The organism is Spirosoma validum (assembly GCF_014699035.1).
In the GTDB taxonomy this organism is placed as follows: domain Bacteria; phylum Bacteroidota; class Bacteroidia; order Cytophagales; family Spirosomataceae; genus Spirosoma; species Spirosoma validum.
Genome location: NZ_JACXAA010000001.1, coordinates 973,832 through 999,195, shown reverse-complemented (window position 1 = coordinate 999,195; position 25,364 = coordinate 973,832). Strand labels below are relative to the sequence as shown.

Below are 25,364 nucleotides of genomic sequence, written 5' to 3'. Positions count from 1 at the left end.
AAATCAAGTTGGAATTGAAAAAAGGTTAGTGTTAATTAAACAATTCTCAAAATTAAAAAATTGCGCTTAAACCAAAAAAACATGGTCATTTCGTCAAGTTTATCACGCGATCATACGGTATTCTTGGCCAAAGTCCCAATTTACGAATGATTAACGAACCGGCGTCCCTAGCTATATAATTAATTAATCCTCCTCCTAAACCAGGATGCGTTTCACGGCTTAAAATATATACCGGTCGACGTAGTGGATATCGCTGCATGCCTAGATCTTCCTGAAAAGGCTGAAAATAATCGTCTCGTTTTAATGGATTATCTTTTGGTGAGACACCCATTACGTGAAGATCCTGTGCTAATTCCACCGAAAGAGGCTCGTCACTATCGCTAATCCAGTTAACACCAATAAATCCTAATGCCGATGGATTCTTACGGACGAAATCAATTACCTCCTTATTTGATCGCGTAGTATAAATACGTAAGTTACGGACATCCTTTGTATTAAATTTATTTAATACAAACTCTAAATTGCTGGAATTGTTGTTGTCAAATACTAAAGTGATGGGGCCTGTTTGATTACCACCTTTCAACTGAGACCATTGCTTAATCTTCCCACTAAAGATTTGACTCAATTCGTTCATCGTAACTAAGCTATCTGAATTCGCTTTGTTAATAATCAAAGCGACTCCATCAGTTGCGATCTTCTCGGTAGCTCCTTTTATTTTCCGTTGATCTAACATGGCCCGCTCATTAGGTTTTAAGGTACGTGTTGCGAAAACGAGCCTGGCGCTGTCATGAAGCATCATATTAATTGCTTCCTGTTCCGGTTTGAAAACGATTTTAAAATGTGTGTTAGGATAGATACCGGAATAGGCAGAGGTTAATTGAGTTACTAAAGGATGAAAAGACTCATCGGCAGCAACAACAATAGTACCTTGTGAAGGATTATCTAATGGGGGTTTATCACCATTACAACCTAATACAGAAATTAACAAGCCTACAGTTACGAGAAATCGATTAGTCATTTTCTTTAAAACGTTGATAGGCTCGATAAGCACGGAAACCTCCATATATAAGTAAAAGTAAGCCCATACTATATCGGAGAATTCCCGGCTCGGGTAACATCCCAAAAGACTGAGAGGAGGCAATCAGTGCGATGCCTCCTCCCAAATATGCCAGCGAAGCCAATATTGAAATATACAAAGTCAGCTGTGCCGGCCCACCATTTTGTTTGCGCATAGAAAAGTTATTCCAGCGTAAAGTTGATCGGTAAGTTATATTTTACACGAACCGGACGACCTGATTGCTTACCCGGACGCCATTTAGGCATTCCTTTCACCACACGTTGGGCCTCTTCATCTGTCCCGAAACCCAGGCCTTTTAAGACCTGTACGTCTTGAATACTACCGTCAGTATTTACTACGAAACTTACGAATACCCGCCCCGATACGTTAGCACGCTGGGCAGCGGCTGGATATCGTAGATTCTTCTGTAAATATTGACCTAAAGCGGCCATACCGCCTGTAAATTCCGGCTGCTGCTCCACAACCGTAAAGATTTCCTCTTCTTTTGGCGCAGCTTCTACAGCAACCTCCACTTTCGTTGGCGCTGCTGTAGCTTCAGGGGCAGCAATTACCTCTTCAGCGTTTGGATCACCTTCCTGAGTTTTTTCAGCGGCAACAGCCTCTTTTAACTCTTCAACAGCAGGGGGTGGTGTCTCTTCAGGAACTTCCTCATCCGGTTTTACTTCCGGCGGTAGGAATTTTACCGTATTCACTTTCGGCACCTCTACTGGTGGTGGTGGTGGCGGTGGCGGTTCGTTCGGATCAATAGGTGGCGGAGGAAGCTTCATCAAGTCCACTTCAACCATCGCTTGCTGTTCAGGTTCTGGAGTCAGTGCCGTGATAATCGTTGGCGCAAGTACACCAAGCGTGAACAAAATGCCACCGATTATTAGGGCACGTGTTACAGTCTTAGGGTATTCCTTACGCAACGAATACGCACCATACGCCTGGTTCCGATTGGCAAACACGATATCATCGAGTGTTGCCTTGGAGTCTAATTCTGCCATGGTGTTTATGTGTCTAGTTTTACTTTGTCTTTAAGTAGCTTCTTTTCGTCCGCAGTTAACTGATCTACCAGAGCATAGCGCTTAAGTTTAGTAATCGCCATTTCATCCAGTACGTCAACCATATTCTTGTAAGTTGATTGTTTGGTGGGCTTAATAACCACAACAAATTTTTCACCACCTACTTTCTTGGCATTTTCTGTAAGTGCCTGACGAAATTCATACCCATAGCCAACCGTCTTTACTTCGGGATCTTCATTGGCCGCTTTACCAAAAATGTAGTGCGCCTTATTATCTTTCCCTAGAAAGATTGTCATTACGTTGGAAGCCTTGATAGGTTCCGTTTCTTCCTTTTGTGTTTTATCTGGCACGTTGAGCGTCATCGAAGATGGCTTGCTCAAGGTAGTGGCCAAAATGAAGAAGGTAATTAGGAGAAATCCCAGGTCAACCATAGGCGTCATGTCTACACGAGTTGACGCTTTTTTGGACCTTACTTTACCACCATCATGCTTACCACCACCACCGCCAGTGTTAATTTCTGCCATGTTTTCTTAACAGATTCGCGAGATGAAAATCAGATTTGAGTTGCAATCGCCTAAGCGTTTAATCAGCTTTCCAACCAGCAGGCGGGGCTTCTGTGCCTGTAATAAGGTTGAATTTATTGATATTCTGAGCTTGTAGCGTAGCTAGTACATTCTTGAATTCGGGGAATTTAGCGAGATTATCACCTTTCAACGCAATTCGCAAATTGTTATTAGCCTTTCGAGAGTTATATACCCATTCTTTCAGTTCGTTTGTTGGACCTGCACCAGTAGAGTCTGTTGGAATTCCAGGCTGTTTTATTTTTGCCTGTTGTTCTTTTGGCAGGTTTAAAAACGATTTTAACTGATTAATAGGTAAGCCAAAGTTCGACATCAGCGAAAATTCCTTCTTTTCATTATTCGTGAAGGTTATACCTTTCGCTGCAGCAATGTTATCCAGCATGGCAATGCGGTTTTGCGCATTATCAATCCCAAAATAAACCTTACCATCTCTGCCAAGACCAATGGTCATGATGTCACTATCAGGTACTTTGATTCCTGAAATAGACGAAGGCGTTTCGATAGCAGCGGCATCTTGTGATCTGAACTGAGCCGTAAGGATAAAGAACGTCAGCAACAGAAACGCCACGTCGCACATAGCTGTCATATCGACTGTGGAACTGGCGCGTTTAATTTTAACTGCTGGCATGAGTTATTTTGTTTCTTCCTGCCCAATTCGGTTGGGCAGGATGGGTTAGTTTACATCAACGGTCTTAATCGGCCTAGTAGTGAGCCGCAAAGTTTTGCTGAATGCTAAGGCCAATTTCATCAATATTGTACGTCAGTACGTCAATACGGCTGGTGAAATAGCTATACATGATTGTGGCAATAGCAGCTGTACCGATTCCAAGAGCTGTGTTTACAAGAGCCTCAGAAATACCAGTTGAAAGCGCACCTGTGTCAGGCTGACCGGTAGCACCCATAGCTGCGAAAGCCCGAATCATACCAAGTACTGTTCCAAGCAGAGCGATCAGGGTCGAAACCGAGGCCAACGTAGCGATAATTGTCAGGTTCTTTTCGAGCATCGGCAATTCGAGCGTAGTGGCTTCCTCAACCTCTTTTTGTAATGCTACCAACTTCTGTTCTTTGTCCAACTGGGTATCTGTAGCCAGTTGTTGGTATTTTACCAGAGCTGTTTTTACAACATTACCGATTGAGCCTTTCTGGCGGTCACATTCCTGAATAGCAGCGGCTACTTCGTTACGATCAAGTTGGCCTTTGATTTTCCGAACAAAATCATCAATTGAGCCTGAGCCATTAGCCCGGCCAATTGTGATGAACCGTTCGATGGAGAATACTAATACTGTTAAGAAGCAGGTAAACAGAATTGGTACGATAAAACCTCCCTTGTAAACGGTGCCGAAATAATCGCCGGGCAGTGGTTCTTTTGTGTTATCGCCTTCCTGAAAGTGACTGCCATCACCGAAAACGAACATGTAAGTCAGGATACCAATGATTAGCAGGACGGGAATTACCAACGCTGGGTTCAGACCGCCTGACTTCTTCTTTGGTGCCGGTGCTTTGGCAGGTGCTGGAGAGGGAGTTTGTGTTTTCATTGTAACTGGACTGTAGGGTTAAAATTTAAAAGTTGGTTTGCCCGGTAAAAAAAGTGAAAAATTTAGACTCTTTCGGTTTGTCCATCCAAATATTTGACGGAAATGCTTTCAAACCTCCACAAAAATATGGTTTTCTGATTAAAACCATACAATTCTATATGTCAAATATTTCACTTTTATTGTAATCCAGTAATAAATAGTTGGATATATCCGATTTGACTGACTAAAACCTGGTAACGCTTAAGAGCTTTCACAAACCATTCCCTTCATAGACAATCTAAATCGGAGTTAGATGTCTGGAACAAGCTGTTGTAAAAACCTTATACGGCAGATAAGTAAATCGTCATTTCCCTCCTGAAATACAGCCAATCTCTCCTAATTTGCTATACCCTTAATCATGTTGCATTCAATGGGGCGGGGCGTTGATCATAAAATAATTGTTAAGGTTTAGTATTTCAATAAATACACTCTACAGAATCTTTTCTAAGAAGATGCAGTAAGTAGAGAGATTCCATAACGAACCCTAAAAAAATAATAAATATGGGCCTTTATGATTATTTAGAAATCAAAAACGCAACAATTGAATTTAGCCTGGGCAAACCGCTAATAGGGGGGGAATAAAAAAGGAGACACCAGTGATTGTGTCTCCTTATATAATTATCAATTGTCGGGAAGGCGGGATTCGAACCCACGACCTCTTGCACCCCATGCAGTATTCTGTAATTAATTATTCCTTGTTATTCTTCCTTAGTGGTCTGAAAATCAGACTTATTTGCCTTGTTCTGTTTGTTAGCGTTTGTTGTTAATATGGCGTTGTTTGTTATATTTGTTGTACCTAACGATGTACTCAAAGCAGGTACAACATGGCCAGAACCACCGAGCATAAAGAAGGAAGTGCCACAGTACGAGTCATTTACCGCACCAGCAAGACCCTAAAAGACGGGACTCACCCCTTCTGGGTCCGCATCACCAAGGATCGTAAGACAAAATTTATCGCTACGGGTCTCTCTTTGCATCCCAAGCACTGGAACGATAAGCACACCGGCTTTAAGGAAGCCATCCGTAAAAGCTATCCCGAGCCCCTGCGGGAAGATCTGATCAATCGTCTAACGGCCAAAGAAGCCCAGTATGCCCAGGCGGCAAAGTCGCTAACCTTAGCTGATGAAGTGCACGACGCGGGTGCCGTGGCGGCTAAAGCGATTGAGAACCGCAGCCGAGCCCGTAGTTATAGTGTGCTGGAATACCTCCTTGAGCAGATCGATACGATGAGCAAAACCGGTAAGGTTGGCAATGGTCTTATTTATAAGGATCTCAAAAATCAGCTATCCGAATTTATTCCGCTTCAGTATCCGGGTAAGACCGATGTTCGCTTTGAGGCCATCACGGTCAAGTTCTGCAACGCCTTTGAGTCGTTCTTTCGGGAGCGGGGCAATATGGACACGTCCCTATCGGTTCGCTTTCGAACGCTTCGGACGCTATATAACCGGGCTATATCGGAAGGAGTCGCTAAACTGGAGAACTACCCCTTTGCCCGTAACACGACCGAGAAGCATAAATTCAGCGTGGGTAAGTTTAATACCTCGACGCGTAAACGGGCCATTACCCGGGCGGATATTCGAAAGATCGAAGCCTACCAGCCTACCTATATATATACGGGCAAATATGCCGAGCAGAAAAACCGCATTGAGACCGAGCGAATGCAGCGGGCTAAAGACGTATTTCTGTTTTCCTTCTTTGCCGCCGGTATCAACTTTGTCGACCTCTGCCAGATTCGCTGGAAGAATATTACTACCGATGAGAAAGGTATTGCCCGCCTTCAGTATGTACGTCAAAAAACGGGGGGTAAGTTTAACATCAAACTAGCCGAGGGGGCCCTGGCCATTATCGAGCAATACCGGCCTATCACCTTTATAAAGCCTACGGATTACGTCTTTCCAATTTTGGACGCCAACATTCATAAAACCGCTACCCAGATCGATAACCGGCTCAACAAGATTTTGGGCCAGGTCAATGCCGACCTGAAGACTTTAGGCGAGCGGGTTGGCATTGATACACCCCTAACGACCTACGTAGCCCGCCACAGCTTTGCCACTAGTCTCAGAAGGGCTGGGGTAGCTGACGCTATCACAGGCCAGATGCTGGGTCATAAATCCGAGAAAATGACGACGGTGTATCTGGATGAGTTCACCTCCGATACGCTGGACGCTGCTTTTGATGCTTTACTATAACTCTTCTTTTCTTATGACCACAGAACCCGAACCCTATCAAGATCGATATACCCGCGCCTGGCATCACAAGCTACAATTAGATCGTTTGGAATCCTTTAAGGATAGACTACAGTATTGGATTAAGAATGTTGACAAATTTCCAAGTGGAGGGGAGATCTTTGTAAACGAAGAGAATACTTCGTTTACGCTTAAACTTATGCCTAAAACTGATGACGATAGACGAGTATATCATCAGTATATAATGAATTATTACCGAACAGAGTTTATCGAAGCAGGTAAGGAGGTACCCAAATTTGCTTGGCAGCCAAGCGAAGATGATAAACAAAAAGGAGCGTTTATCATTTGTTCTTTGGCTGCAATGAAAGCAGATCTACAGCGGAGATTTGCGACGGCTATACGTAAAAAGGACCTTCTACAACAGGAGTTAACTTCGATAACAAGTTCGATAAACGCAGCAGGTAGAATCGTTAACAATGTAACGCCGGTAATTGCCAAAAACATAGCGGAACTTCGGCAGAGTTTAGAGGTAAATCGTACTTACGACTTTTTATTTAATAATGAACAGGACCCTCTTGTAAAAGCCGTTAGGTTGGCTGAAATCTGGGATATTGTACATTATGAAGCCTATTTGAAAGACATACTGGAAGTTTGGCATAACGGATCCTTACCAATCGAATTTAAGGCATCGGATGGTCAGAACGCAAACATCATTTCAGACGTGTTAAATAATTCAGGTTATACAAAGGGAGATATTCGCAATGAGCCTTTCACAGAATCCGAAAAGAGACAATATGTTCGACAAATCATTGCGCCATTAGGCGGGCTTAGCCCACAGAAAACACGTATAATGCCCCAGGCAGATTTTGACCAGTTGATTACTTATACCGAGCATTTAGTAATAGTAAACGAGGTGCCAGATGAGGTTTTACCAATTCCTTCCACAAACATATCTAATGAGCATATACGCTATACTTTCTATCGACTTCACAAAGTACTCTTTGGTACAAGGCCTAAAAGACAGTCCTTTATTGACTTCATTCATACAGTATTTATTCAGTTTAGTGGGACTGATAAAAAAACTACTAGACAAAAGTTCGCAACTGCACCTAATTCATATGACAGGGATTTTGCTGGTTATATTGGTGAGGAGCCATAACCACTATCTCACCAATAAATAACCTCTTCTCTTTGCTATCGTCTAAAACAAACGACGATAAGCAATGCAGAAGCAAACTATTACATTTGACCAGCTCCCAGAGTTCGTATATGAACTAGGTCGCAAGGTCGACTACTTAACCGCCCTGCTGGACAACACATCCAAAGAGCCAGTTGATGAAGTTGGGGGAATTGCGTTAGCCGCTCAGCTTACCCGTCTGTCGCAAGCTCGTATTTACACACTGGTATCTAAGCGGGCAATTCCTCACAAAAAGCGAGGCAACCGTTTAACGTTCCGCCGGTCTGAACTTCTAGCCTGGTTGGAAGAAGGTAACCGTGAACAGAAAGGGGAGGTGAATGCATGAGCCAGCAACCCGCCTTCCGCCAACTCCAGAACTTCATCGGCGAGCAGACTGCCCGTAAGCCCAGAAAGAAAGGGCCAAAAACTGAATCGGCAAATGCCTTAACCCGTCGGATTATTACCCACATCCGCAACCGGGGCCACTTCGCCACCCGGCTATCCTCAACCGGCACCTTCCGTGAGGATCTAAAGAAGTTCGTACCCAGCCAGCAGCGCACGGGTCTTCCGGACATCTTAGCCGTAGTAGAATCCCGAGCATGCTTTGTCGAGGTAAAAGTTGGTCGCGACACACTAAGCCCTGACCAGAAGAAAGCCATTGCTGAACTGGAAAGCGCTGGCGCTGCCGTGTTCGTAGCACATGATTTTGACTCCTTCGCTGACTGGTTTACCGCCCAATTTCTTACTCCCCCGTTCGCTTAATCCTAAAACAAAACCGCCAACGGGGGCAAGCCGAAGGCGGTGAAAAATCTTGTTATAATGACAGCTACTAACCAGGACAAAGATACGTATGTGCCGCCATTTTTCAATAAGTCGGACGAAGAGTTAAACGACTTTGCCGACTACGATTTTTCGGCTGAAGAGCAAAAAGCCGATTCGGCCAATACCAAAGCAGACCCGCAGCAGGCCATGCTAACCCGCCTGCTGGATAAAGAAAAGTTCATTGCTGTTTCAGCTACTCAGCCCGTTGTGTTTAGTCCCCCCTTGATTAGTCGTGACGAAACGGGGGTTGTTGGTCGAGGCACAGTCAATATTATTCAGGGCGCTTTTGGCTCGCATAAATCCCGCCTGGCTGAGTTACTGGCAGCGCTCATGCTCACGATCAATGAAGGCAACGATCCCCAGTTTCTGGGCTTCAAGCGGGCATCACTTGAGCGATTCTGTATCTGTTACGTCGACACCGAACGCAACCTGACCGAAGAGCTTCCTTTCGCTATCCAGGGGATCAAGCTACGGGCGGGTTACCTGCTCAACGATACTCCGGATCAGTTTCGCTTCACCTCCATCAAGGGTGAAGAACGGCGCAACCGGTTTAAAGCTATCGAAACGTTTATACATCACGTTCGCGAGCAGACCACCCTACATTTATTCTGCCTGATCGATGTAGTGACTGATGCCATCGGCGATTTTAACGACCCGAAGGAATCCATGAAACTGTTCGATTTCCTGGGTAACCTCTGCGACAACTACAATGCCACTTTTCTGCTGGTGATCCACCAGAATCCCGGTACCGAAAAAGCCCGGGGACATGCGGGCACCGAAGCCGCCAATAAAGCCAGTACCGTTTTACAGATCGGTCTGGAAAAAGACGCCAATGGCAACGATACCGAACTGATCAAACTACGCTATCTCAAACTGCGCCGGGGCAAACGACCCGATCCGTTGTATCTGCAATTCTGCAAGGACAGCAACGGTTTGGTTCTCGCTGGTGCAGATGCCATTGCCAGCCACATCAACTACCGCAAACATAAGGCAGACGCTGAAACCGTTGCTGACCGCTTGATGAACCTACTGGCCGATGGTCCACTGACCAAAGGGGAGGTGTTTAAGGTGCTCGAATCAGAATTTGAAGCCAGTAACGCCCTGATTCGGGAACGACTAAAACAGGTCATCGAAGAGCAGCCGTACATGACCGACGACCAGGGGCGATCGGTTCGATTAGGCGAATATCGGGACGGCAGGCAGCAGTATTACCGGCTCGAAGTAATCGAGGAAGAAACCGACTGAAAGTTACTGCTACTGCCAAACCCCTTATATGGCAGTTAGCAGCTAGCAGTAACTTTTGATACTGCCAAAATCAAATTAGCACCCACTTTAGCAGTTAGCAGTATGGATAATCAAATCTTTCGACCAACCCTGTTAGACACACCCGTCAGCTTTTTTGAATTCGACCACCAGCGCAACACGTTCGCCACAATCCCTTCCCAGCGGACCACACTCCGGCGGATGGCGACCACTCGGTATTATCAGGCGCCCATTGAGGACATTCGTGCCGAGACGGACAAGACCAAACAGGATGACATGAAAAAACACCTGTCGGCCTTTACGCCGGTCGCTTTGCTGAAACACCGTAAAAAGGACACCACGTTTGCTGAAAAGATACTGCAGCAGTGGCCGGTGATGATGGGCGATGTTGACCAGAAGGATAACCCGGGGGTTGATATGGCCGAGCTGAAAAAGCATTTGACACGCCTGCCGTTTATTCTGATTTGCGCCTACTCGGTCCGGGGTGGACTCTGGTTTGTTGTTCGTTTGCCTGATGACCAGACCCCCGAAACGCTGGAAGCACATTTTCGGTATTTACAAAAGCTATTCCAGGATAAACTGGGGATCAAGCTTGATCCAACCAAAGGCGGTAATCCGACCCACCTGCGCTTTGTCTCTTGTGACGAAGAGCCCTATCTCAATGATAACGCCAAGGTCATGACTGGAACCTACACCCCGCCACCCCCAAAGCCTTCTCCAGCAAAGTACACACCTGATTCGACTCAGGATGATACCCAGCTCTTACACCGGCTTGTTCGCTATACGGAGCTAGCAGGTGAGGGTGAGCGCCACAGTCGGTTATTGAAAGCGGCTAAGCTAGCGGGCGGTTTTGTGGCCGCTAATCGACTGGATGAACAGACGGCGATTTATGCCTTGGAAACTGTAGTGAGTGAGTGGCCAATGTTCGCTAAATCCCAGAAAACCATTCGGGACGGGCTGCGCTACGGTATGGCAACCCCCGTCTATCCAGAGGCCAAATACGAGCGTGACAACTACCCGCAAAACCGCTCCTTTGATGCCGGAAAAGTTACTGCTACTGCCAAACCCCCTATATGCACTTTAGCAGCTAGCAGTAACTTTCCAGACGCCGAAAACACATTTGAACAGTGGTTCAATATTAACTCGCCGAAGGAGCCTGACGAACTTATTTTTGAGCAGTCAAGCACGGATGATTGGAAGTCAGACAAGTCAGCTGAGTTTGCAGAATACGTAGTCATTCCAGACAACAAGCGAAATGAGCAAATCAAGACACGCATCGCGTTTCCTTCGGCTCCACTTGCCTTCGATGCTGACGAGCAGTGCCGACGTATATTGTATGCCGTTCTACCTGTAGAAATTGAAAGCGATCCGAATTTTATAGTCGACAACCTGGATGACTGGGCCGCAACGCCCGGCTCTATTCTCAAACCTGCTGAATCGCAAATTGAACGCTTAACGGTTGAGTCTTGTGACAGCTACCCACCTGAAATAGACGAACCCAGCCCCGCCGGTACCATTCCGTTAATCCGGGAAATAAAAGTAATAGACAAACAAAGCTTTTTCGAATGGCAGCGTAGCAAAGAATCGCCTTTTAGTAAACTGGGCTTAGCCTCACTCAATTCCAAACAACAATCATGATACGTACCCATTACGACGATACCTACGAGTACTACCTGTCCTATTTCGAGGGCACACCCGTTAAGATTCTGCGCGACCGCAAAACCGGTGAGATTCTCTTTGATGCCGCCAGCGTCGCTGAATGTCTGGGCTACAGCTCCACCGAATCTATGATGAAAGATGATCAGGTACTCGACTGCATCAGTGCCCACATCAACCAAACCGGCGAGTCTCCTTTGCGTCGCATCTAACCCAACAAGCCATGAACCCAATCCAAAAAAGTATCCAAAAGTATCCAGAATTGGCCGGTTGTCAGAACCAGAAAGAATACGCCGATCGGGTGTTTGCCTTGCATCCCGAACTACCCCAAGACGCTACCCCCCAGCAGCAAGGTGAGCGCAATGAGGCCCTGATCGAGCTGATGCTGGACAGCCCCTTTCAGACCGAAGAGCGGAAGCAGGAAATCCGCAATCAAACCTGGGAGGTCAACCATCGGCAGTTGACCAGTGCGATTCACCGGCTTATCTCCGAGAAAAACCGCATGCCGACCATTAATAAATTAAGTCAGGAAACGGGCATATCTCGGCTGACCATCCGCAAGCACCTCAGGGACTTTCATTTATCGGACGTTTATCAGGAGCAGTTGCAGGGACTCCGAATGCTCTCCACCCAGGTGGTTATTCAACTGTTTAAGCTAGCTATGAGTGGTGACGTCAAAGCCGCCCGGCTGTATCTGGATGCGGTAGGCGGTCTGTCCGATCCGCAATCGTCCCCCGCCCCAAAGCAAACCAGCAACTACATCCAGATCAACAACAATGTCAAGATCGATCAGATCACCTTCGGCATGTTACCCCAGACGGTCCAGCAGGAAATTACCAAGCTGGTCCTGCAGGGCCTGCAAACCACAAGCCTGCCCCCTGAGCATCTTGAAAATTCCTAGCCCTATCCCATGCATATGGAACAATTAACCCTACCACTAGGCATTGTCCTGACGACTGCCCTGCTGGTGCTTTCGATCTGGATAGTCAGGCTCCGCCAAACGGTGACCCTCTTACGCAAAGGGAACGAGGAACTGCTCGATCTGTACCGCACAACGGTCAAAACGCAGCAGCTAACCTATCAGGACTCCCAACTGCATCAGTATGAACAGTATCAGCTCATCCTAGCCAGTCAGGATACCATTGGCGAAAAAAACGCCCGCATTGCCGAGCTAACGGCTAGTCTGGGTGCCGCCAAGCGGCTGCACTCTAACTAGACGGCGACAGGTTAATTGGTGTCTGGGAAAATTGACATAAATATCTAATTATCAAAGGATTATGAATTGAATTGCAGATTGAAAAGGTGTATATTTAAGTAGGGTTACAACACCCTAACTTGTAGAAAACTTAACATTTAAACGGTAAAAGACGTGGCAGATGTAATTATCGATAGCTTCAGTTTAGACGTCTCGGGAGTTGACTCCGGACTGGCCAGAATGATTGACGGGTATGACAACCTGAACGAAGCGACTAAAAAGTCCGCTCAGCAAAACCCCTTCAAACAGCAGGCCAACGATGCCCTGAAGTACAACAATCAGCTTCGGGCAGGCATGAGGGCAATAGGGCAGGTAGCTCAGGCGGAGAAGAACCTGCAAGGGGAAGTCAAACGACTAGCCGCCGAATACGTCAAGGCGGCAATGGCTCAGCAGAAAGCCAGTACCCCGCTGGATCTGAAAAAAAGTCAGGAGCAAATCAAGCAGCTACGCAAAGAGATTGATTTGCTGACCAAACAGATTGACAAAGCCAATGATCAGATCGATAAGCTTAGCAAGAAGCGGAACGGTAACGGCGAAAAAGGCGGCATTCTGGGTAAGATCGATATTGGTGGAACCATTGGTTCTCTGGCCTCGGGGGCGGGACTGGCGCTAGGGGGGGCGGAGGTGATCCGACGGGCGGTAACCGATTCCGCCGAGTACGGCCGCAAGCTCTCCGAGCTTTCCGCCCTGACCGGGGCAACGGGAAAAGCGCTGGCGTTTTTAGATCAGCAGGCCCAGGCCCTCGAAGCTGATACAGGTATTGTAGCCTCAACCATTCTGGATACCTTCAAAGCTGTTGGATCGATTCAACCCGAACTACTGGCCAATAAGCAGGCACTAGCCGATACCACTAAGGAAGTTGTCGCCCTGGCGCAGGCGGGCTCCATCAGCTTACCCGAAGCGGCCCAGGCAACGCTGGGAGCACTGAACCAGTTTGGGGAGGGAGCTGACCAGGCCAGCCGGTTTGTCAACGTACTGGCTGCGGGCGCTCTGAAAGGCGCTTCGGAGATCAACGACACCACTCAGGCTCTTCAGAACTCGGGTACGGCCATGAAAGCCGCAGGACTCAGCTTTGAGCAGGGTAACGCGTTAATTCAGTCCCTGGCGGGGGTAATGATCAAAGGAGCCGAAGCGGGGACAGGTCTACGGAACGTGCTGCTCAAACTCGAAACCGATACGGATAAAAACCTGCGTCCTTCGGTGGTGGGTCTGGACAAGGCTCTGGAGAATGCGGCTAAGAAGTACAACACGACCACTGAGCTAACCAAAGTATTCGGCACTGAAAACATTCTGGTTGCCCGCCGGGTGCTGGATACCCGCAACGAAATTGCCGGACTCACCAAAGATCTGACCGGCACCGACATTGCCTACCAGCAGCAGCGAACCAACCTCAACAACCTGGCCACCGATCTGGACAAGGCGGGTTCGGCCACAACGGGATTCTTTCGGTCATTAGGGCAAGCTCAGGACGGGCTGCTGCGCCGGTTGACCCAGGGCTACACGCTGTTTCTGCAAAACCTCTCCAATAGCAAATCCGTAGCGAGAACATTTATTGATAGCTATTTGAGCAACGATTCCGACGGTTTGATTGGCGCTTTGTTTACTGCCGGTAAAGCAGCCTCTCAGCAATCAGATGCCAATGAGGTTATTCGTAAACGAAATGCGGAGATCGCTGGCATCCGACAGGCGGCTTTGCAACAGGTAGCGGGGGAGACAAAGGATCTGGTTGATCTGTATACCAAACAGGGAGAACTACTGCCCGCCGCCCAGCGCAAAGCGGCTGAAACGATTGCCAAGCAACAGGCTCAACAGCTAAAAGAAGCGCAGGCGGCTCATCTGAAGTTGCGTCAGGAACTGGAAGCCTCTACCACTACCAAACGACCGGGTATTAATGAAGATTTCGCCCAGAGTCGGAAGCGAATCCTGGCAGCTACCACAGCCAAAACAAAAGCGGATAGTGAGCTTGCCCGGTTGGGCAAGGCCGATGCTGAGCGAAAGAAAACTTTACAATCCTTACAGGGGGAGGGCTCAACGGAGGAGGAGAAAAAAGCCCTGGCCTTAGCGGAGAAAAACCGGAAAAGTCTGCTTGAGGGGCGTAAGAAAATGGAGGAGGACCTGCAAAAGCTTCAGGATGATTTCGACAAACAGCGACTGGATAAGCTAGATAAGAACAGCCGGGAGTACCTGGAGCTAAAGCGGGCGTTTGATTTGAAAGAAATCGAGCAGATCCGCGCTCATCTCATTGCCGTGGGTCAGGAGCGAAACGGTTATGAAGTTCTGAACACCAAGACGGGTAAGACCACCAAAGTTAAAGACCTCAATTACAAACTACCCAAACGAACCGAAGACGTACTGGATCAGATGCGGGATGCCACCCGGCCCGACCTCTACACAACCAATACCAAGCGGTTAACCGATCTGATCGATTCAGACTTTACCGATAAGCTGGAAAAGGATCAAATGGACCGGTTAAGGAAGCTGGGAGACATGGAGCTGGAGCTGCGGAACAAACTAGTCGACGAAACCAAAAAAATAACCCGGCAGGCGGGCGAATCGGAGATCGATTACGAGAACCGCAAGGCGGCAGCACTATTGCAAATCAAGCTCGACTACTACAATAAGGTGTTGGCGCTGGCCGAAAAGGACCCCTTCGCTGACAAAGACGCGGTGGCAGGATTCCGGGAAGCCATTCAGGAAATAGAGGGTCAGCTAGCCGGTATCAAAAAAAAGGGCAAGACGGGACCTACCAACCTGTTCGAATTATTCGGCTTGACCTTCAAAGACGAGCAGGGTAACGACATCACCGACTACGTGACCAAGCAGGTCGGTCAGGCCACCAATACTCTGATTGAAAACGCCCAGGCGATTCTGGATCAAAAAATAGCCACCGATCAGGCCAACATTGACTCAATTGATCGGCAACTTGAAGCCAAGCAGCGGGAGATTGATACGGAGTTAGAGCTGCAAAAGCAGGGCTTAGCCAATAGTGTGTCCATTAAACAGCAGGAGTACAGTGCGTTGCAGGCTCAGCGCCAAAAAGAAGTTGAGAGTCAACGGGCTGCCCAGAAGATTCAACTAACTATCAATGCCGCCCTGCAAGCCTCGGAACTAGCCTTGGCCATAGCAAAGATATTTCGATCTGAAGCGGGCATTCCGGTTGTGGGACTTATAGCTGCGGGTGTTGAAGTGGCTGCACTCTTTGCCGCGGTTGCCCTGAGTATATCCAGAATCTCCAGTCTACCTAAATACCACGATGGCGACGAGGTGACCCACCAAACGGCTCGGGAGCGGGCAATACTAGGCAATCGCAAAGCTGACGAGATCGACGCCCGGTTACAGGTTGGCGAAGGGGTAACCCGTAAGGAGTCGTATCAACCCAACAAATCGTTCCTGTCCCGGATCAATAAGTTAGGGCGGGGCATTCGGAGTAGTGACTGGGGGGATCTGCTAGCGGGTACGGGGGTAAGCCTGCCGGAGTCGGTTCGGCAGGAGGATTTGTTGTTGATCCATCAGATCAATGAGACCCGGGCCAACAACGTGGATACAGAACTGCACAGCCAGGTACGGCAGCTAAACGGACACGTTCAGGCGCTGCTCGATGAAACCCGCAAAGGCAACAGTGTTAGCAAAGAGCAGCTACCCGACGGACGGTTCCGCATCACCGACGAGAATGGCAACATTCAGATCGTTAAGTACGTGTAGAAACGATTACATTGGGTTCTCCAAGGCGGCTCTTCAGCGATGTGAGAGCCGCTTTTGGTTTACCGGTGACTAGACGCCTTTTGTAGTCCTACCCGCGGATCAATGTCTCACTTCGGAACAAAATGAGGTGAAATTGACCATTGTAAATCGAATAGAAAAAAGAGGACACAATGCCTATATTTTCTTCGATCCACAACCTCAGCCCCCAAGTTAGATCGATGATGTATTGTCTGGGCTCTAACGAAAAAAAAGCCCCATATACCCGCTTTCTAGTTTCGGGTTTTATCCGCTCTTGTTGCCATTGCTTAATTAAGCATTTATATAATTCTATACAAGAAAGCCAGACACTTGCTGCGCCTGGCTTAATCCATCAACGTATTTCTAACCCTTAACCTGCTACGAATGTAGGCATTATCCAGGGAGAACGTAAATAATTTACGTTCTTTGTTGTATAGAATTGCAAAAGCCTACTAATCTGTATTATCCATGAATACTACAACTCAACTTCTGCTCATCATTGGTCTGCTCAGTTTTATTATTGCCGGTCTGCTGGTTTTGATTGCCCGACTTCGCAGAAAGCAGGTCAGGCTATTGAGCGGTAACACTGAGCTGCGCGATCTGTACCGGGATGCAGTCAGTTATCACCAGCAAGAGCGGGCCGGCAATGAGAAGTACATCCGTCAGCAACACGAACTACTACTAAGTTATCAAACATTAGTTAAGGATCAGAGCCTTCGAATAGAGGAGCTAAAAGCGGACCTTACAGGAGCCAAGCAAATGCACCTGAATTGAGAGAAGGCTAGCAGATTTTAGCCACTAATGCTTTATATACCTCAGCAGTTTCTTTGGGATCGTACACCTTAAACTCGTGTCGATGTGACCCAACCTGTACGGCTAGTTCCTGAGAGAACTTCATAAAGCCTCCACTAGTCATACCCACCTCAGATATTTTAGCGTAGGGGATTGACACAATAGCCCGGCTAGAACCGATAAATTTCCGATCAACGAAGATTATACGCTTGTTAGTAAAGGCAATGTAATCTTCAAAGAGTTGCATTATGTTTTCCAACGTTTCCCCTTGAATAAGTAAAGACTGAACTTCCTTGTTGAATTTATCAGCAGCTGCGGAAGCCACTTTATCAAATAGTCCCATTTACCGTGTGGAGGTTTATAGTTAGATTCCCATAAGTTCGATTTGAGGGGCTTTCTACTCTGCAAAAGTAGGACAACAGCTTCTTGTTGCTAAGCGCAAACGCTTGCCTAATGAACCTAGATTATTCACGTAATCAAACAAACAAAAAGTCGGCCACTTATGTAAGCCGACTTTCTAACAAATAAGACATTTAACTCCGCTTCTAAGGCTTCGCTGAACTGCTGCCTGATGTACCACTACCGCTTTTCATTTTGCGACCGTTGGTCTTGTCGGAAGGCATAGTACCCGACTGGCTGGATGTTGAACTGTTATCCATGTTGGTCGAGCTTTTATCCATCGAGCCCGAATTCATTTTAGAGTCCTTATTGCCCGAGCTTTTCATTCGGCCTGAGTTTGATCCACTCGCACTGGACTGGGTCGACCCGCTCAGCGTTGAGGAGCCATTGGTTCCGTTACCAGTACCACTTGTACCGGGGTTAGGTGTTTGCGCCTGGGCGCTGAAAGCGGCTACGCCCAGTAGCAACGCTCCCATAATGATGACTTTTTTCATAGCGTTAAGAAACTGGCGGGTTAGTCAAGCCAGCCCGTATCTAACTGCCTCTCTAGCTGAAGATGTTTAAAAATGATCTCATTTTAATGCCAAAGCCAATCATTTGCTGGGGAATAAGTCGCCCAGAAGTTGATAATAAGGGCGTGACACATCCAGTAGGGTACCCGTTGACAGTTGAAGCTTCAATGAGCGGGGTTTGCCCTGGATTAATCCGTGTACATACATCGAATTAACCATGATAGATCGGTGCACCCGAATAAACGTAGAGTGCTGACTAAAGTAGTTAAGCGGTTTGGTGACAATGGCATGGCTGCCATCCTTGTAATAAATCCGGGTATATGTAGCCTCCCCTTTTAGCCAAAGAATATCATTCAGCAGGATAGGTCTAGAAAAACCAGGCAAATTTATAGTATCCATAGTTGCGTTGATGAACCTAAACTTACGTTATATGAGCACATCTGGATTTGGTCATGGTTAGTGCACACCAACCCCCCCCCGCTCAAGTGATTGGTGGGACTTTCTACTATCAAGGCCTACATTATTGGGCATGATACTATATAGTGAAGGTCAAAACAGATAAAGATGTAACCAAAACAAGGCAATCCGAGCAAGGGGTATTTCGGCGTAATTTTGACACGGATTTTTCTAGATAAACTTAACGGTTCAGCTAGTTAGTGATCTAAGAAGTTTATGCCCCTCTGCCTTTATACTGTATTTACCTTTTTGCAGTTGACTTTTCATTTGTAGCTCTTCCAACGTGAAAGTAAAGGCCTATTCTGTAAGCTCATGCTTAGAAGGTGTGGATAGAACGGGGTCGCCCATGGTCTGCCGTTGCGGTGCGACAGAAAGCCAGTCCACAACGTAGTCTGGCTTTCTTGTGATAACAACAAGCGGCATAACTACCATTTAATTAATATGTACATACTAACCTAATAGTAGGGTGTAATATTGAGTCTACATTCTCATAAAATGTTATTAGTTGGATGATCGACAGCCACAGCCCATTTGGGGAGTGGCTGTTTTTTGGTCAACCCATTACCTAACTATTCTAATTAATAAAACAACGTTAATTTAAATTAGCCTTTAGTGTATAAAAAACAAAATAGGTTAATGAAAATTACGCGAGAATTATTTGACCAACAACCGCTATTTATTCGCCAGGGAGCCTTGCGGTTGTGGGGCACTCCCTTAGTGCATCGGTTCGATCTATGCCGAAACCGCCATTTGTACAGCTTTGGTGATTTTTTCGCGGAAGCCTGCTTTGATCCTCAAAATGGTAAGCTGACCTGTATTTGTTCGTTTCAACGGACAGAGCGGCTAACTACCTATTTAGATCAGGTCAAATTGACTACATCAGCTTAGCTCTATCCGCTTAGTAGTATTTAATCAATCCAGTCAACTTGTCAGTGAGGGCGACTCCTGTCTTGACTCCGTAGCCGTATTGGGAGCAGGGGTATGCTGGCTATAGCTGTCAGGCAGAGGCCTACCAATCGACTTTGATCCGCCGGGGAGGCCAGCCCGATAAACCGGGTAGCCACGACAAAAACGTACTGCTCCAGAATGGACGGTAAGGAATGGCCAGATGTTATCAAATTAGGAGTTTAGGGAGGAAAAAACGTAACGATATAGTGATTATTGGGGCGGCTATGAAGGTGATAGCCCCATTAACAGGCCTAAGGTCTGGGCCTGCTGATTCAATCGATTCAACCGGGCGGTATGGTCGATAAGCTTCTGGTACCTGCTCAAGCCAGCAGCCGACGGCTCAGCAGCCCCCATATCGATTAGTAAGCTTTCGATCTCCTGTTGCATACCGTCCATCAAGATCTCCAACTGACCAAGTGGGCACTGGCTGGCTGGCATTGGCTGGAGGAGGTGAATATCCGGCTGTATCCTGTAGGTGTTCAGTTGCTGATAGGCCTGATAAAAAGCGCCTACCGCCTGGACCCAATCGATTAGGATAGCTTCGCTGGTGGAGCTATCGAATGTTTTTGAAACTATTTTATAGAAAGGGTGCTGCATAGGTAGCCATTTGTTTAATAGGTTGGTGTATATAGTTACCAAAGATTAAACAAAACAGTATTCATACAAATAGCATCATATAAATAAATTATTTTAATAATTCATGAGTAATGATCAGCTGATCGAATCAGAATAGCATGAGGCGAATCAGCTTATAAGTAGCGTACAATGTACTAGTAAAGGCCCTTACTTACATTTTGCATTTTGAGCTCCAAGAACATCTCGCCTATCTGGCTCATCTTAATTTTCAACTCCGCCAAAACCTCTGTCTTTCATTCCTGAACTTCCGACAGATCTTTATAAGCATCTTCATTAATTAGATTCCAGGCCCTGGCGTGAGCCGCAATGACCACCTTGTTCCAGGTATCCTAATAACCAATCCTAGACGCCCTTACTGCCAGTGTTATCGTACGGCTGACACGCTACGAAGAAAAAATAGAAACGCGCAGTTTTAAACTACGTTTACTATACCTAATTTGTCCCAGATCAAAAACCATTATAGTCAATAGCATGAAAACAGTTTACTTATTTGTTGCCTTGTCGCTGCTGGGTTGCCTGTCAACTTACGCGCAAGACATTTATTTTAATGCCTACACCACGCGGGTAATTACCCCTAGCGGAACAACGGTAGCTAATCTGCCTAGACCTACCAACGGGACCACCAGTGACTACGTGGAGCTACTGGCTTATCAGTATGGATTTAGCAGTACCAGCACAATTGATAGAAATGGGGTAGTTGCAGGAAGGGCGGTTCCGACATCGATTGAGCTCACCAAACGATTTGATGTGTCTTCGGTTTATCTGCAGAACGCTATACTGGCTGGTCAACGCATCCAGACGGCCCAACTCGTAGTCCGAAAAACTAGTGGTGTCGATGCTCCGGCCTTGATCACCCTCATTGAGCTGAAAGATGCCCTGGTTACCAACTTCAATACCAGTGCGGCCCAAAGCGGGGACTGCTGTCCAAGCGAATCGGTCCAGTTGATTTACAGCGCCATCCGCATCACCAACTATCAGCAGGATACCAGAGGAAATGTTACGGCCCAAAGTCCCCAGGTAGTCTGGAATTTTATCACCAACAGAGCCGAATTTTAGGGAGCACCTTGTACCATGATGAGTAGGAGACATCTGCTATTAAGTGGCTTGTTAGTAGCTGGTCAAAGCCTGACTGCACTGGCCCAAAACGGGGCTCACCGCTTGACGCCTGCCCAGCGAATTGCGCCACCGGTTTCGGCTATACAACGGGAGGTCGACCGGCTGGTGGCCATCACGAAGCCAGGCTATTACTCCAGGCAGGCGAACGCGTTCCTAAAGGCGGCACGAGCCCCATCAGACTGTGCGGGTGCCTGTATTCGTGGGTCCGCCCCGCTACTGGTTACACTAATTAGTTTTACTGGTGAACGGCTTGATGCAACCCAGGTAAATCTCAACTGGAGTACCAGCAGCGAGATCAACAACGATCATTTCGCCATCGAACGGTCGGCGAATCCGGCCGCTGGATTCGAAGCGATTGGCACCGTTGTTGGCCAGGGTACTACGAGTTCAACCGCCCGGTATTCGTTTATTGATCCCAATACCAGCACGGGCTATACCTACTACCGGCTGAAGCCGGTGGAACGGGATGGCACGGTTAGTTACAGTAGCATTATCGCCATCAAGGGCTATACTGAGGTGTTAGGGGTCAAAGCCTTTCCCAACCCTGGCTTCCATCGAGACCTTAGCTTTCTGGTCTCGGGGGTGAGGAGTGGGGAAAGCCTGTCGGTTAGTGTCTTTGATGCCCGTGGGGTGGTTATCTATCAGAATCCGAACTACGTACTAGGGGCGAATCAGCAAATTTTTCTGTCGGGCTTTTCGACGCTGCGAGCCGGATCGTACTATGTTCAGATCAAGACCAGCCAACAGCAGGCTAGTACAACGTTCATTGTCGTCCCCTGATAGTGTTTGTTAATTATCTGGCTTGATTCACGACTTAGCCATACCTCGCCAGGTGTGGCTTTTTCTTTTCCAAATTTAGTAGTGGTATTGCTTTGTGCCTTATTGTGTCGTAGCTTTATCTATTCACTGAAATTTACTATCAATGAAAAGCCAAGACGACGATAAAAAGAAAGAGACGCAGCATAAGTCGTTTCGTTTTACTCCCGACACTAGCCGTAAATTAAAAGAAGTAGCTGTCCTTTTTGGTCGTAGTGAAACATCAATGCTTGAGCAAATCATTGATACCTACTACATAGATCGAGCAAAGTTTTTTGACGAGGACCGCAAAAAACGGCTGAAAGACCTTGCTTCTGAATAGTCCCTTGAAAATAATGCGACACAAGTATTGTATTGTGTCGCAAATATGTTAACTTCGCTTATCAATTCGAAACGGAAGAAGCCACATAGTAACCTTAATCGGTTTGCCTGGCTGAACCGGTAGATTTCGCATTGCCCAAAAATAGTAAACCCTAGTAATGAACGCCTGAGAAACAGACACTACTAGGGCTCCTTATCAATCATCTAAACATTATATTCAAATGTTGACCGGACAAAAGTACGGGGAGGGGGACTCCCATGCAAACAATCTTGAGCAATCGGCTCAAAATCCCGATTTAGCGGCAAATTCCGCTAACCCAGCGGTAAAACCAACCCTGATTTCACAGACCTTCGACTTTGACGAACTGGTCCTCTTTGAGAGTCTTTCCGCTACGGGTAAGACCCTGGTCTCCGGTTTAGTCAACTCAGGCAACTATCAACCTGACGTGCTTAGGCGGGCGCTGGTACACATCGCTCAAACCTCAGACGATGCCGCCCCCAGTGAGGTAGTCAACGGCGAATCCTTGCAGTCGATTCTGACGGGCAAACCAATGCAAGACGAAGCCTTAGCGGCCCTGTTCGCTGACCGCATCACCCAGATTGGTGGCGTACTGACCTACGAAGGCCGTACCTATGTCCGGCTCTCGGATTACCTGGAACAGGTGACCAATTCTGAGGAGGGTATCGAAGCCTTCCGTCAGCAACTTTCCGATATCGCAACTCAATACATGCTGTCCAGGAAGTTTCAGGCCATCACCGAGCCGAGTAAGGATCAGAAAGTGTACGATTTGCATAGCGGTATTGCCCTGATGGTCTCGCGGGTAGGCCGTTATAAAGAAAGACCTGTACCCAATCCTGAGAAGCCCGTACCGCTGGATATGCTAGAGAATCCTTTCCAGCCCGAAGGCTACCAGATGCTAATGGAAGCGTCTGCCAGTATCGCTGAGATTGATTCGCTACGCGAGTGGATAACCCGCCTGCAGTTCATGAATACGACTATGGTGCAGATGAACGCTAATCTGAAGTTGATGCTGGATAACCGGGGCGAGGTGATGGAGGTGATGAAAGCCAAGTTAGAAGAGTATGAAGAGTTAATTCCTCAACTCAAAGCGAAGATACCCACTCAGAAGGCACCTGAACACTCCAACGCACTGACGCATAGCTTTCGGGTGAATACTCACCATAAGGGCACCTCTCAGGCCGAGATCCTTTTTTTTGCCTTGACTGAATACCGGGATAGTCGGCGCAAACAGTATCAGGAAGGCATCCAGGAGGGGGAGTTTGAGAATGCCTACGTTGATTTTGACGATTACCAGACGGCGCAGAACATCCTGGATGAATTGCAACTTAGCTCGATCGATCTGGCCAATCAGAACTATTTAGCGGGCTTTTACCGGGGGGATGATGAGCGGTTTCGGGCTAATCGATTAACGGATCAGCGTTTTTACCAAAAGGAGTATCAGGCGTTCCTGGCGCAACATGGCATTAGCTCGACGGAGGAAAAGACTGACGACAGTACACCTTCAGGTCCTGCCGACGAGTAGTGCAACTGTACAGGTGTTTTTATGAATTTCCCCATACCCTAGATAATTTATGAGTACTCCGCAACTAAAAAGTATGGCCTTAACTGGGCCAATGGTCCTTTCGGGTCAGATTAGTCCAATGACCTGGCGCAGACGAATGCCTATCAGTATACGGTTTGCCCTGCGTCCTCCTAAGAAAGGTCGTAGCTATTCCAATCAACATCCTTTGCAGGTCTGGATCACCATCAATCGGCAACGGGTTTGTTTTGGGGCTGTATGGTGTAACCAAAAGTTGCTGGTCAATCCTGCCGACTGGCGGGTGCATAAACAAGCCTCAGCCCGTCGTGTCGATCCAGTAAACGCCCAGATCACTAGTATGAAAGCCTACATTGAAGGCGTTTTTCATCGCCAGCGCGAAACGGGTGGCGTTCCCTCGGTTGAGTCCGTGCAAAATGAATGCCTGACGGGGCTACTACCCGAGTGGTCCAGTGAACACGGCTGGGTCTATCTGCACGACAAAACGAAGCGTCGTAACCCAAACCAATATGCCAACTGCCTTTCGGCCAACAGCCCACTCGATGAAGCCTATATCGCCTACATCGCTCATCTCCAACAGCAGGGAGCAGATAAGATTTTGTCACGCGTATCCCTTGGCCGGTGGAAGCGGGGCCTGCGGCTACTCAATGAGTTTGCCGCCCAAACCAATCAGCAGTTGCCAACGGCCGGATCTGTGAGTGTTGGCTGGGCTAAACGATACCACATCTGGCTACAGACTCAGGACGGAGGGCGAAACCGCTCCCAGCCAGTTGGGGCGGCTCAAGCTAGCCGCTTTGTGCTAAAAGTATCGGCGGTACTGAGGTGGATGATTGAAGAGGATTGGATTCACGACAATCCCATTGCCAGAGTGCGGTGGCCCAAAGCGACCGATAAAGAAGTCCAGTTTTTAGAGCCTGGGCACGTTCATCAACTACTCCAGATGGACCACTCCGGTATTAAAGGCATGGCCTTGTGGTGGTTCTGTCTGATGTGCTGCACGGGCTTAGACTTTCCCGACGCACTGGCATATGCTCGAAACCGAAAAGCGTATGAAGTGATAGGGCCAGAGGGCTTAAAGCTGGTTGGCCGTCGCAAGAAGCCGCCACATAACGAGTATCATTTGCCCCTGCTGGATGAGGTTGAGCAGTTGTTTGCCATCTATCCAACGGGACCCCATGCGCTCAGCGCCCAGTACGTTAATCGCTACACCGATCACATCGAAACCGTGCTGGGTATCTCCTGGCGAATCACCGTAAAAACAGCCCGTAAGACCTTTGGCTGTCTGATGCTGGCGGCTGGTCACCGGATTGCCGATGTGAGTCTAATGCTAGGCCACGCGAGTATTGCCATCACGGAGCGCCATTACGTCAAGGTACGGGCGGCTTCGATCGACCGGAGCATGAAGCGGGTCAAGGTTGACATTAGCCAGTTAGTCGGAGACTCAGCTACACGGAATACAAACCCCTTTATTCAACTCCATAAAACCGCTTAAG

General features: G+C 47.6%; 26 protein-coding genes. 17 read left to right on the top strand and 9 right to left on the bottom strand.

Going from position 1 to position 25,364, the window contains the following annotated elements; translation table 11 throughout:
• Nucleotides 1-85: 85 nt before the first annotated feature.
• The 5 genes from IC230_RS03960 to IC230_RS03940 form a co-directional block, all read right to left on the bottom strand.
• Nucleotides 86-1,018, bottom strand: a complete 933-nt coding sequence (locus IC230_RS03960; RefSeq protein ID WP_191037861.1) for a PstS family phosphate ABC transporter substrate-binding protein — start codon at nucleotides 1,016-1,018, stop codon at nucleotides 86-88.
• A gap of 221 nt (nucleotides 1,019-1,239) precedes the next feature.
• Nucleotides 1,240-2,064: an energy transducer TonB gene (locus IC230_RS03955; protein ID WP_191037651.1), complete on the bottom strand. Its 825-nt coding sequence runs from the start codon at nucleotides 2,062-2,064 to the stop codon at nucleotides 1,240-1,242.
• A 5-nt stretch (nucleotides 2,065-2,069) separates the two neighbouring features.
• Nucleotides 2,070-2,606 (bottom strand): ExbD/TolR family protein, encoded by a 537-nt coding sequence (locus IC230_RS03950; RefSeq protein WP_191037650.1) that lies wholly within the window; start codon nucleotides 2,604-2,606, stop codon nucleotides 2,070-2,072.
• Nucleotides 2,607-2,664: 58 nt separating this feature from the next.
• Entirely contained in the window at nucleotides 2,665-3,291 is a 627-nt protein-coding gene (locus IC230_RS03945) for an ExbD/TolR family protein (protein WP_191037649.1), read from the bottom strand.
• A gap of 73 nt (nucleotides 3,292-3,364) precedes the next feature.
• Entirely contained in the window at nucleotides 3,365-4,198 is an 834-nt protein-coding gene (locus IC230_RS03940; protein ID WP_191037648.1) for a MotA/TolQ/ExbB proton channel family protein, read from the bottom strand.
• An 863-nt stretch (nucleotides 4,199-5,061) separates the two neighbouring features.
• Here IC230_RS03940 and IC230_RS03935 point away from each other — a divergent pair.
• The 11 genes from IC230_RS03935 to IC230_RS03885 all read left to right on the top strand — a co-directional run bounded on the left by IC230_RS03935 (nucleotide 5,062) and on the right by IC230_RS03885 (nucleotide 17,090).
• Entirely contained in the window at nucleotides 5,062-6,426 is a 1,365-nt protein-coding gene (locus tag IC230_RS03935; protein ID WP_191037647.1) for a site-specific integrase, read from the top strand.
• Nucleotides 6,427-6,439: 13 nt separating this feature from the next.
• Nucleotides 6,440-7,582 carry a hypothetical protein gene (locus IC230_RS03930; protein WP_191037646.1) on the top strand — a complete coding sequence of 381 codons (1,143 nt, stop codon included), beginning with the start codon at nucleotides 6,440-6,442 and terminating at the stop codon, nucleotides 7,580-7,582.
• 64 nt (nucleotides 7,583-7,646) lie between these two features.
• A complete protein-coding gene (locus IC230_RS03925; RefSeq protein ID WP_191037645.1) occupies nucleotides 7,647-7,946 on the top strand; it encodes a helix-turn-helix domain-containing protein in 300 nt (99 codons plus the stop codon).
• Nucleotides 7,943-8,362: a VRR-NUC domain-containing protein gene (locus IC230_RS03920; protein ID WP_191037644.1), complete on the top strand. Its 420-nt coding sequence runs from the start codon at nucleotides 7,943-7,945 to the stop codon at nucleotides 8,360-8,362. The genes IC230_RS03925 and IC230_RS03920 overlap by 4 nt, the downstream gene beginning before the upstream one ends.
• 57 nt (nucleotides 8,363-8,419) lie before the next feature.
• Nucleotides 8,420-9,667, top strand: coding sequence for a hypothetical protein (locus IC230_RS03915; protein WP_191037643.1), 1,248 nt, complete (start codon nucleotides 8,420-8,422; stop codon nucleotides 9,665-9,667).
• A 102-nt stretch (nucleotides 9,668-9,769) separates the two neighbouring features.
• Nucleotides 9,770-11,323: a hypothetical protein gene (locus tag IC230_RS03910; protein ID WP_191037642.1), complete on the top strand. Its 1,554-nt coding sequence runs from the start codon at nucleotides 9,770-9,772 to the stop codon at nucleotides 11,321-11,323.
• Nucleotides 11,320-11,553 (top strand): BRO-N domain-containing protein, encoded by a 234-nt coding sequence (locus IC230_RS03905; protein WP_191037641.1) that lies wholly within the window; start codon nucleotides 11,320-11,322, stop codon nucleotides 11,551-11,553. Before IC230_RS03910 ends, IC230_RS03905 begins: the two co-directional genes overlap by 4 nt.
• A gap of 11 nt (nucleotides 11,554-11,564) precedes the next feature.
• Nucleotides 11,565-12,242: a hypothetical protein gene (locus IC230_RS03900; RefSeq protein ID WP_191037640.1), complete on the top strand. Its 678-nt coding sequence runs from the start codon at nucleotides 11,565-11,567 to the stop codon at nucleotides 12,240-12,242.
• Nucleotides 12,243-12,257: 15 nt separating this feature from the next.
• Nucleotides 12,258-12,557, top strand: a complete 300-nt coding sequence (locus IC230_RS03895; RefSeq protein ID WP_191037639.1) for a hypothetical protein — start codon at nucleotides 12,258-12,260, stop codon at nucleotides 12,555-12,557.
• A gap of 153 nt (nucleotides 12,558-12,710) precedes the next feature.
• A complete protein-coding gene (locus tag IC230_RS03890) occupies nucleotides 12,711-16,298 on the top strand; it encodes a phage tail tape measure protein (protein WP_191037638.1) in 3,588 nt (1,195 codons plus the stop codon).
• 486 nt (nucleotides 16,299-16,784) lie between these two features.
• Nucleotides 16,785-17,090: a hypothetical protein gene (locus IC230_RS03885; protein WP_191037637.1), complete on the top strand. Its 306-nt coding sequence runs from the start codon at nucleotides 16,785-16,787 to the stop codon at nucleotides 17,088-17,090.
• 7 nt (nucleotides 17,091-17,097) lie between these two features.
• On the opposite strand, the gene IC230_RS03880 is transcribed toward IC230_RS03885, so the two are convergent.
• From IC230_RS03880 to IC230_RS03870, 3 genes are all read right to left on the bottom strand, one after another.
• Entirely contained in the window at nucleotides 17,098-17,451 is a 354-nt protein-coding gene (locus tag IC230_RS03880; RefSeq protein ID WP_191037636.1) for a PH domain-containing protein, read from the bottom strand.
• Nucleotides 17,452-17,653: 202 nt separating this feature from the next.
• Entirely contained in the window at nucleotides 17,654-18,001 is a 348-nt protein-coding gene (locus tag IC230_RS03875) for a hypothetical protein (protein ID WP_191037635.1), read from the bottom strand.
• A 99-nt stretch (nucleotides 18,002-18,100) separates the two neighbouring features.
• The gene (locus IC230_RS03870) at nucleotides 18,101-18,418 is read right to left on the bottom strand and encodes a LytTR family DNA-binding domain-containing protein (protein WP_191037634.1); all 318 of its coding nucleotides are present in this window, start codon (nucleotides 18,416-18,418) and stop codon (nucleotides 18,101-18,103) included.
• A 693-nt stretch (nucleotides 18,419-19,111) separates the two neighbouring features.
• Here IC230_RS03870 and IC230_RS03865 point away from each other — a divergent pair.
• On the top strand, nucleotides 19,112-19,363 hold the full coding sequence (locus IC230_RS03865; RefSeq protein ID WP_191037633.1) for a hypothetical protein: 252 nt from the start codon (nucleotides 19,112-19,114) through the stop codon (nucleotides 19,361-19,363).
• A gap of 282 nt (nucleotides 19,364-19,645) precedes the next feature.
• On the opposite strand, the gene IC230_RS03860 is transcribed toward IC230_RS03865, so the two are convergent.
• A complete protein-coding gene (locus tag IC230_RS03860) occupies nucleotides 19,646-20,020 on the bottom strand; it encodes a hypothetical protein (protein ID WP_191037632.1) in 375 nt (124 codons plus the stop codon).
• A gap of 510 nt (nucleotides 20,021-20,530) precedes the next feature.
• Here IC230_RS03860 and IC230_RS03855 point away from each other — a divergent pair.
• The 5 genes from IC230_RS03855 (at nucleotide 20,531) to IC230_RS03835 (ending at nucleotide 25,363) form a co-directional block, all read left to right on the top strand.
• Complete coding sequence (locus tag IC230_RS03855) at nucleotides 20,531-21,115, top strand: type VI secretion system tube protein Hcp (protein ID WP_191037631.1); 585 nt, start codon at nucleotides 20,531-20,533, stop codon at nucleotides 21,113-21,115.
• Nucleotides 21,116-21,130: 15 nt separating this feature from the next.
• Nucleotides 21,131-21,955, top strand: coding sequence for a T9SS type A sorting domain-containing protein (locus tag IC230_RS03850; RefSeq protein WP_191037630.1), 825 nt, complete (start codon nucleotides 21,131-21,133; stop codon nucleotides 21,953-21,955).
• Nucleotides 21,956-22,097: 142 nt separating this feature from the next.
• A complete protein-coding gene (locus IC230_RS03845) occupies nucleotides 22,098-22,313 on the top strand; it encodes a hypothetical protein (protein WP_191037629.1) in 216 nt (71 codons plus the stop codon).
• Nucleotides 22,314-22,533: 220 nt separating this feature from the next.
• The gene (locus tag IC230_RS03840; RefSeq protein WP_191037628.1) at nucleotides 22,534-23,856 is read left to right on the top strand and encodes a hypothetical protein; all 1,323 of its coding nucleotides are present in this window, start codon (nucleotides 22,534-22,536) and stop codon (nucleotides 23,854-23,856) included.
• 49 nt (nucleotides 23,857-23,905) lie between these two features.
• Entirely contained in the window at nucleotides 23,906-25,363 is a 1,458-nt protein-coding gene (locus tag IC230_RS03835; protein ID WP_191037627.1) for a tyrosine-type recombinase/integrase, read from the top strand.
• Nucleotide 25,364 lies beyond the last annotated feature (1 nt).

Excerpts from the sequence above, each read along its gene's own strand:
- IC230_RS03960 (WP_191037861.1), bottom strand. The coding sequence starts at position 1,018 with ATGACTAATCGATTTCTCGTAACTGTAGGCTTGTTAATTTCTGTATTA.
- IC230_RS03955 (WP_191037651.1), bottom strand. The coding sequence starts at position 2,064 with ATGGCAGAATTAGACTCCAAGGCAACACTCGATGATATCGTGTTTGCC.
- IC230_RS03950 (WP_191037650.1), bottom strand. The coding sequence starts at position 2,606 with ATGGCAGAAATTAACACTGGCGGTGGTGGTGGTAAGCATGATGGTGGT.
- IC230_RS03945 (WP_191037649.1), bottom strand. The coding sequence starts at position 3,291 with ATGCCAGCAGTTAAAATTAAACGCGCCAGTTCCACAGTCGATATGACA.
- IC230_RS03940 (WP_191037648.1), bottom strand. The coding sequence starts at position 4,198 with ATGAAAACACAAACTCCCTCTCCAGCACCTGCCAAAGCACCGGCACCA.
- IC230_RS03935 (WP_191037647.1), top strand. The coding sequence starts at position 5,062 with ATGGCCAGAACCACCGAGCATAAAGAAGGAAGTGCCACAGTACGAGTC.
- IC230_RS03930 (WP_191037646.1), top strand. The coding sequence starts at position 6,440 with ATGACCACAGAACCCGAACCCTATCAAGATCGATATACCCGCGCCTGG.
- IC230_RS03925 (WP_191037645.1), top strand. The coding sequence starts at position 7,647 with ATGCAGAAGCAAACTATTACATTTGACCAGCTCCCAGAGTTCGTATAT.
- IC230_RS03920 (WP_191037644.1), top strand. The coding sequence starts at position 7,943 with ATGAGCCAGCAACCCGCCTTCCGCCAACTCCAGAACTTCATCGGCGAG.
- IC230_RS03915 (WP_191037643.1), top strand. The coding sequence starts at position 8,420 with ATGACAGCTACTAACCAGGACAAAGATACGTATGTGCCGCCATTTTTC.
- IC230_RS03910 (WP_191037642.1), top strand. The coding sequence starts at position 9,770 with ATGGATAATCAAATCTTTCGACCAACCCTGTTAGACACACCCGTCAGC.
- IC230_RS03905 (WP_191037641.1), top strand. The coding sequence starts at position 11,320 with ATGATACGTACCCATTACGACGATACCTACGAGTACTACCTGTCCTAT.
- IC230_RS03900 (WP_191037640.1), top strand. The coding sequence starts at position 11,565 with ATGAACCCAATCCAAAAAAGTATCCAAAAGTATCCAGAATTGGCCGGT.
- IC230_RS03895 (WP_191037639.1), top strand. The coding sequence starts at position 12,258 with ATGGAACAATTAACCCTACCACTAGGCATTGTCCTGACGACTGCCCTG.
- IC230_RS03885 (WP_191037637.1), top strand. The coding sequence starts at position 16,785 with ATGAATACTACAACTCAACTTCTGCTCATCATTGGTCTGCTCAGTTTT.
- IC230_RS03880 (WP_191037636.1), bottom strand. The coding sequence starts at position 17,451 with ATGGGACTATTTGATAAAGTGGCTTCCGCAGCTGCTGATAAATTCAAC.
- IC230_RS03875 (WP_191037635.1), bottom strand. The coding sequence starts at position 18,001 with ATGAAAAAAGTCATCATTATGGGAGCGTTGCTACTGGGCGTAGCCGCT.
- IC230_RS03870 (WP_191037634.1), bottom strand. The coding sequence starts at position 18,418 with ATGGATACTATAAATTTGCCTGGTTTTTCTAGACCTATCCTGCTGAAT.
- IC230_RS03865 (WP_191037633.1), top strand. The coding sequence starts at position 19,112 with ATGAAAATTACGCGAGAATTATTTGACCAACAACCGCTATTTATTCGC.
- IC230_RS03860 (WP_191037632.1), bottom strand. The coding sequence starts at position 20,020 with ATGCAGCACCCTTTCTATAAAATAGTTTCAAAAACATTCGATAGCTCC.
- IC230_RS03855 (WP_191037631.1), top strand. The coding sequence starts at position 20,531 with ATGAAAACAGTTTACTTATTTGTTGCCTTGTCGCTGCTGGGTTGCCTG.
- IC230_RS03850 (WP_191037630.1), top strand. The coding sequence starts at position 21,131 with ATGATGAGTAGGAGACATCTGCTATTAAGTGGCTTGTTAGTAGCTGGT.
- IC230_RS03845 (WP_191037629.1), top strand. The coding sequence starts at position 22,098 with ATGAAAAGCCAAGACGACGATAAAAAGAAAGAGACGCAGCATAAGTCG.
- IC230_RS03840 (WP_191037628.1), top strand. The coding sequence starts at position 22,534 with ATGTTGACCGGACAAAAGTACGGGGAGGGGGACTCCCATGCAAACAAT.
- IC230_RS03835 (WP_191037627.1), top strand. The coding sequence starts at position 23,906 with ATGAGTACTCCGCAACTAAAAAGTATGGCCTTAACTGGGCCAATGGTC.